Origin of the sequence: Staphylococcus sp. M0911 (assembly GCF_003491325.1) — a bacterium.
In the GTDB taxonomy this organism is placed as follows: Bacteria; Bacillota; Bacilli; order Staphylococcales; family Staphylococcaceae; genus Staphylococcus; species Staphylococcus warneri_A.
Genome location: NZ_CP022881.1, coordinates 1993980 through 2010713 on the forward strand (window position 1 = coordinate 1993980; position 16734 = coordinate 2010713).

Genomic DNA, 16734 nt, shown 5'->3' on the forward strand with positions numbered 1-16734 from the left:
TATCCCGAAAATTATATCAGTGGGTACAATTATACACATTTTACTTAGCAATGTTAACCATGGTTTTTTAATTTATTTAATTCTAATCAAAATTAATCGTTTTTTTGTTTAACCTTTTTTAATTCCGAATTAAACGCCTTATCTTTCCTATCTATATCTTTACCCTCTTTTGGTAACTTATCGACATTAATTTTAGAAATTTTTTCTCCAACTTCTATTGTATCGATACGAGTGTCATAGTAATTTTGCAAACTATAGTACATCTCAATCGCATTTTTACGTGCATCATTAACATTTTTATCTGATATATTCGTTTGATTGATATCTTTAATTTGTTTTTCAATTAATGGAGAAATATAATTTTTGATTGCTTTCTTCGCTGATTTCGCATTACTTGATGATGTATCTAGATGCTTTTGAGCTGTCTCTTTTAAATCTTTATTATTACTTTCCAATTTTGAAGTTAACTGATCAGTGTCTTCTTGGTTCGATGCATTTTTGATTTTCTTTTCAACTTGTGAACGATTTTTTTCAAATAACTTTGTGTAATCTAAAATATCTTCATTATCTTTGATTGAATCGTTACATAAATCCACAAATTCTTTCACATCATATATCGACTTTTTCTTTGTTTTTACTGTTTTAAGGTATTTTGCTTTTAACACTTTTACATCATGTGTTTCAGCAGGTAATTGCTTCGCTGATTTTTCATATTCTTTAAATGCAGGGATTAATTGTTTATTTATATCATCTTGAAGTTGAATAAATTCCTTTCTATTTTTATCAGTTGTATCTGTCTTACTTAAATGATCCAATTCTTTTAGATTGATATCATCCATCACTTTTTCAAGCTTATCTTGTTTATTATTAACTTCATCTAATTTACTTTCGAAATGGCTTAAATCAGAATCTGTTTTATTACTACATGCTGTTAAAGCAACAATAAGTAAAAATATCATTGGGATAATTACTATTTTTTTCATATTTGCACCCCTTACCATTGAACATTATACAAAAACGTATTTATTAAGAAAATGAATTATGTTATAGTATCTCAGACTTTATACCTTATTAATTCAATATAAAGGAGAAAAACCATGTACGGTCATGTTCAACCTCTTATTAAACATCAAAATAATGACTATTTCGACACGCTATATCAAGAAACGCGTACGTTATTATTTAACTTGCTAGATTCACCTGTTAAATATACGCAACATATTGGTGGCACTCATCATTTCAATTATGATACAGAACCTATCCTTGACATACTTATTGGCGTAGATAATTTACATGATATTACGGCGCTAGACGAAAAACGATTAAATTATGCTGGGTTTTATCGTTTACACCATTCATATAAAAAGAAAGTCATGATGGCTAAGTTTAATAATCTTAAAGATTTAAAGCAAGAAGTTCGCTTACATATCATTCAATTAGATACACCGTTATTTGAGCAATATCAAAAAGTTGATGAATTATTAAGTCATCATAAGAAGATTGCTAACCAATTTGCGACTAAAAAGGAGAAACTATTGCATCATATTGATACGATAAGACAATATGAAAATCAAAAACAAACTATTTTTGAAAACATTTATAAACAGTATGGTCATAACACATAAATATGTAAAAGAAAGCTTATTAAATTGATGTAGCAGTCAATATCTATTTCCCAAACGCAAAATTAAATGAATTATGCATTTTAATTATATAACATATATTTAGAATTAAAAGAACTATGCATTATATACAACGAGAATCAATTATCTTAGCGTTAAATATCTTCATATTTCGCAAATAACAACTAAAATTGATATAATAAAAATATTAGTATTGATCAAAGAAAGGACGTACGGATAGTGAATAAAAACGACATTTTAAAAGGTTTGCAAGAAATTATTCCAAACGACATTATTGAAGTAGATGAACCCCTAAAAAAATATACTTATACTGAAACTGGTGGTAAAGCAGATTTTTACTTATCACCTACTAAAAATGAAGAGGTACAAGCCATTGTAAAATATGCAAACCAACATAATATTCCTGTCACATATCTAGGAAACGGTTCGAATATTATTATCCGTGAAGGCGGTATTAGAGGTATCGTATTAAGCTTGTTATCACTTAAACATATCGAAGTATCAGATGATGCCATTATTGCTGGTAGTGGTGCGGCTATTATTGATGTCTCACGTGTTGCAAGAGATTATGCACTTACAGGATTAGAATTTGCATGTGGTATTCCTGGTTCAATCGGTGGCGCCGTTTTCATGAATGCAGGTGCTTATGGTGGCGAAGTTAAAGACTGTATTGATTATGCGTTATGCGTTAATGAAGATGGAGATTTAATTAAATTAACAACACAAGAATTAGAATTAGATTATAGAAATAGTATTGTACAGAAAAAACATCTCGTAGTGTTAGAGGCAGCTTTCACACTAGAACCAGGAAACTTAAAAGAAATACAAGCGAAAATGGATGATTTAACTGAACGTCGTGAATCAAAGCAACCACTTGAGTACCCTTCATGTGGTAGTGTTTTCCAAAGACCACCAGGTCACTTTGCTGGTAAATTAATCCAAGATTCTGATCTACAAGGCCATCGTATTGGCGGTGTAGAAGTTTCTACTAAACACGCTGGATTTATGGTCAATGTAGATAATGGTACTGCGACAGACTATGAAGATTTAATCCATTACGTGCAGCAAACAGTTAAAGATAAATTTGATGTAGAATTAAACACTGAAGTACGAATCATTGGCGAACATCCAGACGCTGAATAATGATTAATATCGGAGGTTTGTTTCAATGACTAAGGTCTATGGTTCAATGATTGATAATGAAACAAGATGTATACATTATCACTCTTTTTTAGATATTATTGCTATTAAATTCAAATGTTGTGATAAATACTATCCTTGTTATCAATGTCATAATGAACACGAAGCACACCCTATTCAACGTTGGAGTGAAGATGAATTCGACCAACAAGCCATTATGTGTGGTGTTTGTAAACATCAGATGACAATTAACGATTACATGATGGTCGAATCTTGCCCCAGATGTCAATCCCACTTCAATCATAGATGTAAATTTCATTACCATCTATATTTTGAAATTTAATATATAAAGCAAAAGCGCTAAAAGCATATTATTTAATGCCTTTAGCGCTTTCTTATATTATTTTACTACTTTTTCTAATTCATCAATTTGTTTCATTGTTGTAGTTGTTGAACCAGATGAGAAATACCAAAGTTTAGGGTCAAGTTCATAAATTTTATGTTCTTTTACAGCTTTAACATTTTTTAATACTTTATTGTTTAATGTCTTCTTAGCTGTTGCATTATTTGCTACAACCTGTCCTCTATCCATAGCTAAAATCACATCAGGATTATTTTTGTTAATATATTCATTATTAACATTTTGACCATGCGGGCCTTTACTTACATATTTATCAACTGGTTTAAAGCCTAGTGTATCAAATACCAATCCACCAAATCGTGAACCTGGGCCGAATGTAGATAACTCACCTTCATTTACTAATAAGTACATCACTTTCTTATCAAATTTAGATGTTTTGTTTTTCATTGTATCTACTTTTTTATCTAATTGTTTAGTTAAATCTTTCGCTTTATCTTCCTTGTCGTAGATTTTACCTAATTTTTCAGTGTTATCCTTCATAGAGTTGATAACATCTTTATTATCCGCATCCATATATACAATTTTTGCTTTTGGTGCAGCTTTTTTAAATTCATCTAAATTTTTCTGATTAGCTGTTCTACCTGAAATAAAAATCACTTCTGGTTTGGCTTTAGCTACTTTATCGAAATTAACTTGTTTTAAGTTACCAGAGTTTATATATTTATCTGATTTAAAATCTTCTAAGAAATCTGGTAGAGATTTTCCGCCTTCACCTTTTGGTAATGCTTTAACTTTACTTGAAAGTCCCATTTCTTTCATATCATTTAATACACCATAATCTAAAACGACAGCATTTTTGGGGTTTTTAGGAACTTCGACCGTCTCTTTAACCTTCTTAGCATCACTGCCATCTTTTTCCTTTCCTTGTGCTTCATAGTTATTTTCTATTTTAACAGTATCTTTCGAATCACTTTTCTTCGATTTCGAATTTGATTGACTATTATTAGATTGATTACCACATGCTGCTAATATAAATACTAAAGATATTATTAAGACTAAAATTGATTTTTTCATTATGTAGTAACTCCTTTTGTAATTTTTCACGATTGGCTGAGTAACATGTTCTTCTTTATTAATTATTTACTCACTATAAGCATCACTCCCTTAGTGGTTTAAATGTTCACTTTATGAAAGAATTTGTTCATCGTAATACAGACATATGCGTTGTCCATTAACCCATTCTACTTTGACATCCATTTCATATAATTCTCTTAATACCTCAGTTTGTAAAACGTCTTCATTTTTTCCAGCACGTACTAATTCACCATGTTTTAATGCAATAATATGATCTGAATAACATGACGCAAAATTAATATCATGTAATACAATAACGATTGTTTTATCTAATTGCTGTGCTAATGTACGCAATGTCTGCATAATTTGAACGGAATGTTTCATGTCTAAATTATTTAATGGCTCATCTAACAAAATGTACTCAGTATTTTGTGCAATTGTCATAGCGATATATGCTCTCTGACGCTGACCACCGGACAAAGTTTTAATATTCCTATCTTTAATGTCGTTTAACTGTAATAAATCTAAGGCATATTTAACTTGCTCTTTATCTTCTTTTTTAAGATGACTCTTACAATAAGGAAATCTGCCAAAATTCACTAATTGCTCTACAGTAATATTCATATCTGTGTGATTAGTTTGTTTTAGTATTGAAATTTTCTGAGCAAGTTCATCCGTCCTATAAAGCGACATTTCTTTATCTTCAATTTTGACTGTGCCACTATCGATACTCATTAATTTTGTAATTGCAGATAGCAAAGTACTTTTTCCTGCACCATTAGGCCCTATCAAAGAGGTAATCTTCCCCTTTTCGATATTGACATTGATATCTTTTAATATGGACTTCTTTTGAATTGATTTATTTAAATTTTGAATTTGGATCAATTTGCATTTCTCCCTTTAACTAATAAGTAAATAAAGTAACTTCCACCTATGAGGTCAATGATGATACTTACTTCTGTAGTAGCTTCGAAAAGATGTTCAACAACCCATTGAGCAATAAATAAACATATCCAACTGAAACATATTGTAGCGGGTAAAATATATTTATGTTCATAAGTTTTCATAAATTCATGAGCTAAATTGACAGTAAGTAATCCTAAAAATGTAATCGGCCCAACTAATGCCGTTGAAATAGATACTAAAATAGCGACAAGAATAAGCATTAATCTTGTTACATTTTCATAATTAACACCTAAATTGATAGCTTGTGCTTTTCCTAGTAATAACACATCTAAATAGGGTATCAGCACTATAGTTATACCTATTAAAATGATTAATAAAATAGCTGAAAATCCGACAATTTTAGAATTAGAAGCATCAAAGTTAGCAAACATGGTATTTTGAACTGCTAAAAATGACTCTGGCTCCATAATTAATTGGATAAAACCAGTAATACTTCTAAAAAATGTGCCTAATATTACACCAATCAATAAAATGAAATAGACCGAAAAATGACCTACTTTAAATAAAACTTGAAACAGAATTAAAGCAAATAACACCATTGTCACTAACGTAATTAAAAAATTGATATACACGTTATTAACGATTGTCGATTGAGTACCTAATAAAAAAACAGGTAATATTTTGACGAATAAATAGACTGAATCTAAACCAATAATAGAAGGTGGTTAGTAAGCGATTTGTTGTTATCGCTTGAAAAATGACAACTGACGTGCCAATAGCGCCACCTACTAATATAATTAAGATAAATTTTCTTAAACGACTTTGAATTTGATAATCAAATATTTCGAAATCAATACCTAAAATTAAGTATAAAGTCGCTATAATTATTGTGATTACCCCTAATAAAAAAAGCTTTTTATTAACATTAGTTAGCATAATTCTCCCTACCTTTCATCAATAAGATAAGGAATATAATCGTTCCAAAAACACCAATAGTTAGACCTATGTTAATTTCATAAGGATAAACAATTAAGCGTCCTACAATATCTGAAATAAGCACAAATATAGAACCTAACATCATCGTATGAGGTAAGGCATGTTTTAAATGGTCCCCTCGATATATTGAAATAATATTAGGAACAATGAGTCCGAGAAATGGTAATGTTCCAACAGTAACGACTACAAGTGCAGTGATTGTTGCAGTTATAAACAATGCGATATTAATGATTTTTTCATAATTCACACCTAAGTTATGGCTAAAATCTTTGCCCATACCAGCAATCGTAAAATGATTTGCAAATATATATGTAATTAATAAGAACGGTATACTTAGATATAGAACTTCATAACGACCACTTGTAATAATAGCAAAATTTCCATTTAGCCAATTTCCAATACTTTGTACTGCATTAGTTCTCAATGCGATAAATGTAGTAAAACTTGAAACAATACCTCCAAGCATAATACCTAATAACGGTATAAAGATGACTTCTTTCACTCTAATCAGTTGTACTAATTTCACGAAGAAATAAGTACCACCGACGCTACAAATAACTGCAAATATTAATTTAATAAGTATGTGACCTTTAGGGAATAAAATAAGTGATAAAAGAATACCCAACTTAGCCCACTCCATTGTGCCAGCTGTTGTTGGACTCACAAATTTATTTTGCATCATTTGTTGCATGATTAAACCTGCTATTGCCAACGTACTACCTGATATGAGAATACTAACTGTTCGAGGAATACGACTCGATAAAATGATATTTAATTGATCATCGGTAAGGTGGAAAATATCGGAGATTGATATTTGGCTAACACCGATAAATAGAGAGAGAATCGTAAGCACGACGAGAAAGATGAGTAAAACATATCCCTTTAATAAAAACTTCATAACACTTTCTCCTTGAATAGTTATCCTTGGTAACGATTGTACGATAATGATAATCGTTATCAATTAAAATGTTACAGAATTTCCTTGTCATTTTCAATAGGTTATCTATAAATATTGTTATAAATTAGATTATTTTTATGTTTTTAGTTCATTGCACATAAAAAAAGCCCTAATTTTACTTTCATTGTGCGTACACAAGTATAGTAAAATTAGAGCTAAATCTATTTTATTTTTCATCATCAAATATGAAATCTTCATCTCGTAATGCTTCAACATTTAAAGCTAGTGTATAACCATCACCTTTTACAGAGAAGAAATCATGGTTTTTAGTTGTTGTATCTAAAGCATTTTCTATAATTGGATTGAATTCACGTTCTTCAAAATATGGTTCAAATCCAAGATTTGATAATGCTTTATTACCGTTGTATTTAACGTAATTAAGCACATCTTCAGCTAAGCCAATATCATCATATAGAAGATGCGTATATGATACTTCATTATCATAAAGTTCTTTTAACAATTTGTACATTTCTTGATCTGCACGTTGCTTTTCACTTTCAGAAAGCTCATTTCTTAAACTTTGTGCATCTAGACCTGTAAACACACCATGTATCGATTCATCTAATAAGATTTTACGAATAATTTCACCAGATGTTGTCATTTTACCTTGACCAGCTAGATAAAGCGGATAATAGAATCCAGAGTAGAATAAGAATGTTTCTAAGAAAACACTTGATACTCTAGCAATATATTGGTCAAAAATTGAGGCTTCTTTCCCCCACAATTTATGGTAGTTTTCGATGATTTTGTCTGATTTGTATTTTAAATGTGGCTCTTCAATTACCCAAGTATCTAATAAATAGTTCGTTTCACTAGATGGTAATAATGTAGTGAAAATATGAGAATAACTTTTAGCATGAATTTGTTCCATCATTGCCATAAACGAATAAACGGCTTTTTTTCTTAAATCAGTTGTGTGAAGCATGATTAATGGCATTCCATCATCTGCTTGATGCGTGTCTAACCCTGTTAAACCAGCTAATGCCTTTTTAAATGTATTTTTTTCGGCTTCAGATAATGTTTTCCAACTTGCAATATCTTTTGATACTTTAAATTCTGTTTCTACCCACATTTGAGAGATATTTTGACGCCAAAACATATTTGTCATATCTTCTTGGGTATTCCAATTGACGGCCTTCATGAATAATAATCCTCCTATCCTTTAATTAAGATGATAGATAGCCATAGATAATCAATTAAACTACCAAAATCCTTATTAAGGTTATGTATTTCAAGGTTAGAACATCTACGTTGCATACTTTGAGAAATACTAAATATGCTCTTTAAAGTCAACGTGTAGTCCCAACCTTTTTAAATCTTAATATTCTATAATCCACTTCAATAATAATACTTACTATTTAATGTATCACGTTTATTTATCGTATTAAATTGCACAACTTGTACATTCTTCTACACTTAATAATTTATTACGTGTGTAATATAAAGATTTTAAACCTTTATGATGTGCATATACATATAATCGAGAAAGTTCACGTGTAGAAATTTCTGAATTAACATATAAAATAGTTGAAATACCTTGATCAACATGTGTTTGAATAGTTGATACTAAATCAATTAATTTCATTTGATCTGTATTAAATGCTGATTTGTAATACCACATTGTTTCAGGTGATAAGAATGGCATTGGATAAAATGTTTCAGCATTACCATAAGTACGTCGCTCGATTTGATCAACGATAGGCATTACTGAGCTTGTTGCATTTTGCACATATGAAATACTTTGTGTTGGTGCAATTGCTAAGCGATAAGCATGATATAGACCGTATTGCTCTACATCTTTTTGTAATGCTTTCCAATCTTCTGCTGTAGGAATTTCAAAACCTTTGAATAATTCGCGTACTTTTTCAAATTGTGGTTCAAATTCTTGTGAAGTATAGAACTCGAAATATTTTCCATTTGCATAATCTGATTTATCAAAATCAAGATATTTTTCTCCACGTTCTTTTGCAATTTGCATTGAACGCTCAATTGAATAATAGTTCATCATCATGAAAAAGATGTTAGCGAAATCTTTAGCTTCTTCTGACTCATAACCAATTTTATTTTTAGCTAAGTAACCATGTAAGTTCATTACACCAAGTCCTACAGAATGTAACTCACTATTAGCTTTTTTAACGCCAGGTGCGTTTTGAATATTCGCTTCATCACTAACAACTGTTAATGCGTCCATACCAGTATGAACCGAATCTCTAAATTTTTGGGATTCCATGACATTCACAATATTTAATGAACCTAAGTTACATGAAATATCTCGTTTAATTTCATCTTCTGTACCATAATCATTAATAATAGATGTTTCTTGTAATTGGAAAATTTCAGTACATAAATTGCTCATTTTAATTTGACCAATATCTGAATTAGCATGTACTTTGTTCGCATTATCTTTGAACATCAAATATGGATAACCAGATTGTAATTGCGTTTGAGCAATTGTATTTAACATTTCACGTGCATCTTTTTTCTTTTTCTCTACGTTAGGGTTTGCAACCATGTCATCATAATATTTTTCTAAATCAATATCATCTAAAGTCACACCATACTCTTGTTTTACAGTGTGTGGCGCAAACATGTAGAAGTCTTTACCTTCTTTTGCTAGGTCGAAGAATTTAGAAGGCACGATTAAGCCTGTAGAGATAGTTGATAAACGTAAATCTTCATCTGCATTTACTTTTTTAGTATCTAAAAACTCTTCAACATCATAGTGGAAGATGTTTAAATATACAGCACCTGCGCCAGGTCTTTGACCTAATTGATCTGCATAACTAAATCCACCTTCGAGTGACTTAGCAACAGGTAATACACCTTTGGCTACACCTTTTATACCTTTAATTGCTTCACCACGTGCACGTAATTTAGATAAATTAATTGCAACGCCACCGCCAATTTTACTTAATTGCTTCGCGGTTGAATCAATAAAGTTGATGGAATTCAAGCTATCATCCACTTCTAATAAGAAGCAAGAAACTAATTCTCCACGTCTTGCTCTACCCGCATTTAAAAATGTAGGTGTTGCAGGTTGATAACGTTGTTCTACCATAGCTGAAATAAATTGTTTAGCTTGATCTTTGTCTCCATTAGCTAAGTACATTGAAACAATGGCAACGTGTTGATTATAATCTTCTAAATATTGTTGTTTATCATTCGTTTTAAGTGCATAGTCTTTGTAAAATTTACTTGCAGACATGTAACTAGCAAATTGGAAGTTAATTGACTTCGCATATTCTGTGATTTCTACTAAGTCTGAATCACTGTATTTTTCAAAAACATTGAAATAGAAGTTATTGTCTACAAGATAGTGTAAACGTTCAATTTCGCTATCGAAATAAATCGTTTTGTCGTGGATTTCTTCCAAATATACTTTGAGCGCTTCTTGGTCTTTTTCTAAATTAAAAAAACCATTATCTTTTCGTTTTGTAACTTCATTATTTAATTCAATGTGATTGTACTTCTTCTCGTCCATAGTTTTCATTAAAATTACCCACCTTGTTTTTAAATTCGATAACGTCTTTATTAGTGCCTTGCACTTCAAACTTCATTAACAACGGTACATTATAGTCTTCAGAAATAGAGCGCCCTGCTTTAGCAAAATTTTGCCCCCAGTTTCTATTACCACTGGCAGCTACCGCTCTGAGATATGAATGATTAACATCTAGAAATGATTGTACTTGTTGAGGTACTTCGCCAAAGCCTATTGTTCCAGTAACTAAAATATATGGTTCATTAATAGGATCCGTACAATTTTCTGATGTAATTTCCATTACATTTTCGATTTCAGCACGTTTAATAAATCTGCGTACATTACCTGAAAATGAGAAATATACTACTTTCATTGGATCGCCTTCTTTCACCAATCTTTAAACAATTAAAAAAGAAGTTCTCCTATCATGACAGGAAAGCTTCCTACAAAATATAGTGTTGTAGAATGAAATGAGTCACTAAAAGAAAAGTTTATAAAAACTATATGACCTTATCTTGATATTAGATTTTATTTTGAACCACAAGATATTGTGGTTGATTAGAAATGTAGATCTATATAGTATAAGTAAACATTTTGTGCGGAAACACTGTAAACGAGAGATTATTCTATAATTACTAGTGTCATTTTGCATTTAAATTAAGATTATTCCATTTATTAGTATCAGCTACAGACACAATATATTGTGTCTGTTTATCAATATCGATACTATATTCTGTGTTTCATTATACATAATACCTAAACTTATTTAAAGTTAAAGTTTTATGTCAAATGTTCGTCTTTTCTTCTGAACATGCACCACTACACCTTTAGTCTTACACAAATAAAAATAAAAAAATTTTTCAGTTAAAATTACTTGCTTTTTATAAAAAATTATACATTAAGCTTAAGGTCTTGATTCTAGCTCAACCCTGTTAAAATAAAGGATACAATCAATGAAGAATCGAAATTAAACTGCAATCGTTTTCAGTTATATGCAATCATTTTAATTCTCACAAATGATTTGAAACTAGATTATGACTCTTCCCTAACAGAACGTACGTTCGTATTATGATTATATATTTCACCCACTGTTTTTTCAAGTCTTTTATGCATATCGACATCATTTATGCTACTATAATAACGTTAAACTTTTATGAATGAGGCGATAGTATTGAATCCTAAAATCAAAGGTATAATTGCAATACTAATATCTGCGATAGGCTTTAGTTTTATGTCTGTCTTCTTCAGATTATCAGGCGATTTACCTGTATTTCAAAAGTCTCTAGCAAGAAATTTAGTTGCAATGTTCATACCATTATTCTTCATATTTAAATATAAACAACCAATGTTTGGTAAATTAAGTAGCCAACCATTACTTATCTCAAGGTCAACACTCGGTTTAATAGGTGTATTGCTTAATATATATGCACTTGATCATATGGTATTGAGTGACGCTGATACATTAATGAAGTTAAACCCCTTCTGGACTATATTATTATGTTTTATCTTTTTACATGAAAAAGTACGAAAATATCAAATTTCAGCAATGATCGTTGCAATACTCGGTATGTTACTTATTGTAAAACCAGAATTTTCTTCTTCGTTTATACCAGCATTAATTGGACTACTTTCAGGTATATTTGCTGCATCAGCATATACTTGTGTCCGTGCTTTAAGTACTAGAGAAGCACCCTACACCATTGTATTTTATTTTTCACTATTCTCAGTAATTGTACTTATCCCATTTTCAATTTTTACATTTGAACCAATGAGTAAATTACAATTATTATATTTATTCGGCGCAGGTTTATCAGCTGCAGTGGGCCAAATTGGAATCACACTAGCCTATAGTTTCGCAGCAGCAAAAGATATATCTATTTTCACTTATGCTTCAATTATATTTACAGCAATATTCGGCTTCATATTATTTGGTGAAACACCTGATTTATTATCAACAATCGGATATGTTGTCATTATAAGTGCAAGTTACTATATGTTCGAAAAAGCACGTCGCGAATCAAATCAACAACAACAAAATTAATCATATGATAAGGAGTGATTCATTTGGCACAAGGACGTCAAAATGATGAATTACAAGATATAACATTACTAGGAAACCAAAATAACACATATAACTTTGATTACAGACCAGATGTTTTAGAAACATTTGATAATAAACACCAAGGTAGAGATTACTTTGTAAAGTTTAATTGTCCAGAATTCACATCACTATGCCCTATTACAGGACAACCAGATTTCGCAACAATATACATTTCATACATTCCTAACATTAAAATGGTTGAATCTAAATCTTTAAAATTATACTTATTTAGCTTTAGAAACCATGGTGACTTCCATGAGGATTGTATGAATATCATTATGAATGATTTAATTGAATTAATGGATCCTCATTACATTGAAGTATGGGGTAAATTCACTCCACGTGGTGGTATTTCCATCGATCCATATACAAATTATGGTCGCCCTAATTCAAAATATGAAAAAATGGCAGAACATAGAATGATGAATCATGATATGTATCCTGAAAATGTAGACAATCGCTAATCTTTTAGCGAATATTAAAAATTAACTTTAGTACATTGAAAACATCTTACAAAGATAATTTCAAATTGTACTAAAGTTTTTTTATTTAATTTTCAAAAAACTCTTGCACTTTATTAAGTTAAAGCGTATTTTTATATATATTAGTACTATAGTTTATTAAATTAATGAGTCTCAATTTTATATGAACATTTCATATAATTAATTCGAAAGAATTGACAGAATTTTCTTATTTATAATTTTTAGAATATTATTGCAACTTTTTAATTTCAATAGTACAATTTTTAAAAACCAATATAACGTTAGTGTTAAGGGAACAGAAAGGTTGGGATGATTATATGAAAGCAAATAATTCCCATGAACAAGCAGTTCAAGAAATACCACAAACAGGTTTTTTTGGACATCCAAGAGGTTTAGGTGTTTTATTCTTCGTAGAATTTTGGGAGAGATTTAGTTATTACGGCATGCGTGCGATGTTACTATTCTATATGTACTACGCTATTGCAGATCATGGATTAGGCATCGATAAAACAACGGCAATGTCAATCATGTCAGTATATGGAGCATTAATATACATGTCATGTATTCCAGGTGGTTGGATTGCTGACCGAATTACAGGTACAAGAGGTGCCACATTAATTGGTGCCGTTCTCATCATTATTGGACATATTTGTCTAAGTTTACCATTCGCAATGGTAGGTTTATTTGCGTCAATGTTCTTTATTATTATCGGATCTGGGATGATGAAACCCAATATATCAAATATTGTTGGTAGATTATATACTAAAGATGATACACGAATGGATGCAGGTTTCGTTATCTTCTACATGTCAGTTAACTTTGGTGCCTTAATTTCACCTATCATTCTGCAACAATTCTTAAATGTCAAAAACTTCCATGGCGGATTCTTAATTGCAGCTATTGGTATGGCATTAGGCTTAGTTTGGTACGTATTATTCAACCGTAAAAATTTAGGACGTGTTGGTATGACACCAACAAACCCACTATCACCCGCAGAAAAGAAAAAATACACTGCAATTGTTAGTGGTATTGTAGCCATTATTATCGTTGTACTTATCGTTACATACTTAACGAATACATTATCATTTAACTTAGTAAGTAATACTGTTTTAGTACTTGGTATCGTATTACCAGTTTCATACTTTACAATTATGATTAGAAGTAAAGATGTTACGGATGTAGAACGTTCAAGAGTTAAAGCCTTTATTCCATTATTTATTTTAGGTATGGTGTTCTGGGCTATTCAAGAACAAGGTTCAAATGTACTTAACATTTATGGTATTGAACATTCAGATATGAAATTAAATCTATTAGGATGGAAAACGAACTTCGGTGAAACAATTTTCCAATCTATCAACCCACTTTTCATCCTATTATTTGCACCTGTTGTTTCATTAATTTGGCAAAAATTAGGTAAACGCCAACCAAGTTTACCTATCAAATTTGTGATTGGTGCTGGTTTGGCTGGTATCTCTTATATCTTAATAGGATTAATCGGTACCATTTATGGAAGTGCTCATTTCTCAGTTAACTGGGTTATCCTTTCATACATCATTTGTGTTGTAGGTGAATTGTGTTTATCACCTACTGGTAACAGTGCTGCAGTTAAATTAGCACCAAAAGCATTCAATGCTCAAATGATGAGTTTATGGTTGTTAACTAATGCATCAGCTCAAGCATTTAACGGTACATTAGTTAAATTAATCGATCCTTTAGGTCAAACGAATTACTTTATTTTCTTAGGTACTACAGTCATCGTCATTACATTAGTCATTCTAGCCTTCTCACCAAAAATTGTGAAAGCAATGAGAGGCATTAGATAATAGATTAGAATACAAGCAGTAAGTCGAAATGATTCGGCTTACTGCTTTTTTAGTTTATAATAAAAATCACTATAAAATTTCATTGATTACCTATAAAAGTGGGTATTGAAATATATTAAACAAGAACTTAAGGAAAGTAGGTATAGACGATGACAAAAAAATATAATCATGGTGTGTTATTCTATCATGAACACAGTGGCTTAAAAGATATCTACCAAGGTCTAGGTGAAGTGACAAAGTCTCTAAGTTCTATGTGTAAACACTTTTCCATTCAATTAAGTGAGAATGAAGGGGATATCAAAGGCTATTGCGAATCTATTAAAAATGGACAGTATGGCAACGACATAGATGTGTTATTCATTTTAGGTGGCGATGGTACAGTGAATGAACTGATTAATGGCGTAATGGAGAATGACTTAGATTTACCTATTGGCATTATTCCCGGCGGCACATTCAATGACTTTACTAAAACATTAAACCTAAATCCAAATCATACATTAGCTAGTCAGCAATTATTATCATCACATATACAAACATATGATGTAATGAAAATTAATGATATGTATGCACTTAATTTCGTTGGATTAGGGTTAATTGTACAAAATGCTGAAAATGTACAAGATGGTTCTAAAGACATCTTTGGTAAATTAAGCTATATTGGTTCTACTGTTAAAACATTAATGGATCCTAGCAAGTTCGACTTCACATTAACGATTGATGGTGAAGAGAAAACAGGTAATACCTCAATGATATTAATTGCAAACGGACCTAATATTGGTGGCAGCAGAATTCCTTTAACAGATTTATCTCCACAGGATGGACAATTGAACACCTTTATCTTTGATGATCAAAGTTTCAGCATTCTTAATGATATCTTTAAAAAGCGTGATAGCATGAATTGGAATGAAATCACACAAGGTATTGATCATGTCTCAGGTAAACAAATTAAGCTAACTACTGACCCTAATATGAAAATTGATATTGATGGTGAAATTGCTTTAGAGACACCTATAAATGTCGAAGTGTTACCTGATGCCATCAAATTACTCACCTTCCCTGATCAAAATAATAACCAATGATAACAATGCACTAACTCGCAAAAAATAGGAGCTTGACCACTCATCCATATGATCATCTTTGGATAAGGGCTAGCTCCTATTTTTATTTATCATTTAAAAATAATGCTTCTACATCTTTCCAACCATTTACACGCTTATAATCATGATGATTCATATTATGAACTGCAGTATACATAATAGATTCACCTTCGAAAATAGCAAGTTGACGTGGGTTATCATCAATTAAATAGTCCGCGTTAATAATATTTTTACGACCACAAAAAACAAAATGTTGTGGATCTAAAAATGGAAAATGTTCTAATAACCATTCATATTTATCATGAAATGATGTCGGAACATCCATTGCAGCTGTTGCTATATAAACATCATAATGTTCATTTAACTTTTCTACGACTTCTTGTGCGTTTGGCATAACCTTTAAATGTCTAAAGAATCCTGGCTCTCTAAGTATTTCAGTAACTAATCCGTCATGTTCTGGAATAACATGCTTTAATTTTTGTCCATTTAGTGATTCTACTGTGATTCCTAAATTAGCTCTTTCATTAACACCATCAATGATAGCGCCGAGTGTATCAGCGAGTACTTCATCCATATCTATAGCAATTTTCTTACGAGACATTAAATCTACTCCTCAAATGTAATGTATTCCTAAAGTATAGCAAAAGGACGATTCAGACAAAAGATATAACTCAC

Annotated in this window: 15 protein-coding genes and 1 pseudogene; 7 read left to right on the plus strand and 9 right to left on the minus strand. The window is 30.8% G+C overall.

Going from position 1 to position 16734, the window contains the following annotated elements; translation table 11 throughout:
- Nucleotides 1-92: 92 nt before the first annotated feature.
- Nucleotides 93-983 carry an EMYY motif lipoprotein gene (locus tag ssp1_RS09720; RefSeq protein WP_075778913.1) on the minus strand — a complete coding sequence of 297 codons (891 nt, stop codon included), beginning with the start codon at nt 981-983 and terminating at the stop codon, nt 93-95.
- Between the two features lie 114 nt (nt 984-1097).
- Here ssp1_RS09720 and ssp1_RS09725 point away from each other — a divergent pair, with 114 nt between their 5' ends.
- From ssp1_RS09725 to ssp1_RS09735, 3 genes are all read left to right on the plus strand, one after another.
- Nucleotides 1098-1625, plus strand: coding sequence for a GrpB family protein (locus ssp1_RS09725; RefSeq protein WP_075778912.1), 528 nt, complete (start codon nt 1098-1100; stop codon nt 1623-1625).
- A 234-nt stretch (nt 1626-1859) separates the two neighbouring features.
- On the plus strand, nt 1860-2786 hold the full coding sequence (gene murB / locus ssp1_RS09730; protein ID WP_075778911.1) for a UDP-N-acetylmuramate dehydrogenase: 927 nt from the start codon (nt 1860-1862) through the stop codon (nt 2784-2786).
- Nucleotides 2787-2811: 25 nt separating this feature from the next.
- Nucleotides 2812-3126 carry a CHY zinc finger protein gene (locus ssp1_RS09735; RefSeq protein WP_049423626.1) on the plus strand — a complete coding sequence of 105 codons (315 nt, stop codon included), beginning with the start codon at nt 2812-2814 and terminating at the stop codon, nt 3124-3126.
- Nucleotides 3127-3183: 57 nt separating this feature from the next.
- On the opposite strand, the gene ssp1_RS09740 is transcribed toward ssp1_RS09735, so the two are convergent.
- The 7 genes and pseudogenes from ssp1_RS09740 to nrdI form a co-directional block, all read right to left on the minus strand.
- Complete coding sequence (locus ssp1_RS09740) at nt 3184-4218, minus strand: ferrated catecholamine ABC transporter substrate-binding lipoprotein SstD (RefSeq protein ID WP_075778910.1); 1035 nt, start codon at nt 4216-4218, stop codon at nt 3184-3186.
- 111 nt (nt 4219-4329) lie between these two features.
- Nucleotides 4330-5103 (minus strand): iron ABC transporter ATP-binding protein, encoded by a 774-nt coding sequence (locus tag ssp1_RS09745; RefSeq protein ID WP_075778909.1) that lies wholly within the window; start codon nt 5101-5103, stop codon nt 4330-4332.
- Nucleotides 5100-6060 (minus strand): annotated as a pseudogene (locus ssp1_RS09750) (iron chelate uptake ABC transporter family permease subunit). Before ssp1_RS09750 ends, ssp1_RS09745 begins: the two are co-directional and overlap by 4 nt.
- On the minus strand, nt 6050-7018 hold the full coding sequence (locus ssp1_RS09755) for an ABC transporter permease (RefSeq protein WP_075778907.1): 969 nt from the start codon (nt 7016-7018) through the stop codon (nt 6050-6052). Before ssp1_RS09755 ends, ssp1_RS09750 begins: the two are co-directional and overlap by 11 nt.
- Nucleotides 7019-7244: 226 nt before the next feature.
- Nucleotides 7245-8219, minus strand: coding sequence for a class 1b ribonucleoside-diphosphate reductase subunit beta (gene nrdF, locus ssp1_RS09760; RefSeq protein WP_002450939.1), 975 nt, complete (start codon nt 8217-8219; stop codon nt 7245-7247).
- Between the two features lie 243 nt (nt 8220-8462).
- Nucleotides 8463-10568, minus strand: coding sequence for a class 1b ribonucleoside-diphosphate reductase subunit alpha (gene nrdE / locus ssp1_RS09765; protein WP_049423615.1), 2106 nt, complete (start codon nt 10566-10568; stop codon nt 8463-8465).
- Nucleotides 10531-10929, minus strand: a complete 399-nt coding sequence (gene nrdI / locus ssp1_RS09770) for a class Ib ribonucleoside-diphosphate reductase assembly flavoprotein NrdI (RefSeq protein ID WP_002450941.1) — start codon at nt 10927-10929, stop codon at nt 10531-10533. Before nrdI ends, nrdE begins: the two co-directional genes overlap by 38 nt.
- A gap of 798 nt (nt 10930-11727) precedes the next feature.
- Between nrdI and ssp1_RS09775 the strand changes: the two genes are divergently transcribed.
- The 4 genes from ssp1_RS09775 to ssp1_RS09790 all read left to right on the plus strand — a co-directional run bounded on the left by ssp1_RS09775 (nt 11728) and on the right by ssp1_RS09790 (nt 16041).
- Nucleotides 11728-12597 (plus strand): DMT family transporter, encoded by an 870-nt coding sequence (locus ssp1_RS09775; protein WP_049423612.1) that lies wholly within the window; start codon nt 11728-11730, stop codon nt 12595-12597.
- Nucleotides 12598-12620: 23 nt separating this feature from the next.
- Nucleotides 12621-13121 carry a preQ(1) synthase gene (gene queF / locus ssp1_RS09780; protein ID WP_002450943.1) on the plus strand — a complete coding sequence of 167 codons (501 nt, stop codon included), beginning with the start codon at nt 12621-12623 and terminating at the stop codon, nt 13119-13121.
- A gap of 335 nt (nt 13122-13456) precedes the next feature.
- A complete protein-coding gene (locus tag ssp1_RS09785) occupies nt 13457-14962 on the plus strand; it encodes a peptide MFS transporter (RefSeq protein WP_075778906.1) in 1506 nt (501 codons plus the stop codon).
- Nucleotides 14963-15111: 149 nt separating this feature from the next.
- Nucleotides 15112-16041 (plus strand): diacylglycerol/lipid kinase family protein, encoded by a 930-nt coding sequence (locus ssp1_RS09790; protein ID WP_075778905.1) that lies wholly within the window; start codon nt 15112-15114, stop codon nt 16039-16041.
- An 82-nt stretch (nt 16042-16123) separates the two neighbouring features.
- Here the strand turns inward: ssp1_RS09790 and ssp1_RS09795 are convergent, their stop codons facing one another.
- The gene (locus ssp1_RS09795) at nt 16124-16660 is read right to left on the minus strand and encodes a 5' nucleotidase, NT5C type (RefSeq protein WP_075778904.1); all 537 of its coding nucleotides are present in this window, start codon (nt 16658-16660) and stop codon (nt 16124-16126) included.
- Nucleotides 16661-16734 lie beyond the last annotated feature (74 nt).

Excerpts from the sequence above, each read along its gene's own strand:
- ssp1_RS09720 (WP_075778913.1), bottom strand. The coding sequence starts at position 983 with ATGAAAAAAATAGTAATTATCCCAATGATATTTTTACTTATTGTTGCT.
- ssp1_RS09725 (WP_075778912.1), top strand. The coding sequence starts at position 1,098 with ATGTACGGTCATGTTCAACCTCTTATTAAACATCAAAATAATGACTAT.
- ssp1_RS09735 (WP_049423626.1), top strand. The coding sequence starts at position 2,812 with ATGACTAAGGTCTATGGTTCAATGATTGATAATGAAACAAGATGTATA.
- ssp1_RS09740 (WP_075778910.1), bottom strand. The coding sequence starts at position 4,218 with ATGAAAAAATCAATTTTAGTCTTAATAATATCTTTAGTATTTATATTA.
- ssp1_RS09755 (WP_075778907.1), bottom strand. The coding sequence starts at position 7,018 with ATGAAGTTTTTATTAAAGGGATATGTTTTACTCATCTTTCTCGTCGTG.
- nrdF (WP_002450939.1), bottom strand. The coding sequence starts at position 8,219 with ATGAAGGCCGTCAATTGGAATACCCAAGAAGATATGACAAATATGTTT.
- nrdE (WP_049423615.1), bottom strand. The coding sequence starts at position 10,568 with ATGAAAACTATGGACGAGAAGAAGTACAATCACATTGAATTAAATAAT.
- nrdI (WP_002450941.1), bottom strand. The coding sequence starts at position 10,929 with ATGAAAGTAGTATATTTCTCATTTTCAGGTAATGTACGCAGATTTATT.
- ssp1_RS09785 (WP_075778906.1), top strand. The coding sequence starts at position 13,457 with ATGAAAGCAAATAATTCCCATGAACAAGCAGTTCAAGAAATACCACAA.
- ssp1_RS09790 (WP_075778905.1), top strand. The coding sequence starts at position 15,112 with ATGACAAAAAAATATAATCATGGTGTGTTATTCTATCATGAACACAGT.
- ssp1_RS09795 (WP_075778904.1), bottom strand. The coding sequence starts at position 16,660 with ATGTCTCGTAAGAAAATTGCTATAGATATGGATGAAGTACTCGCTGAT.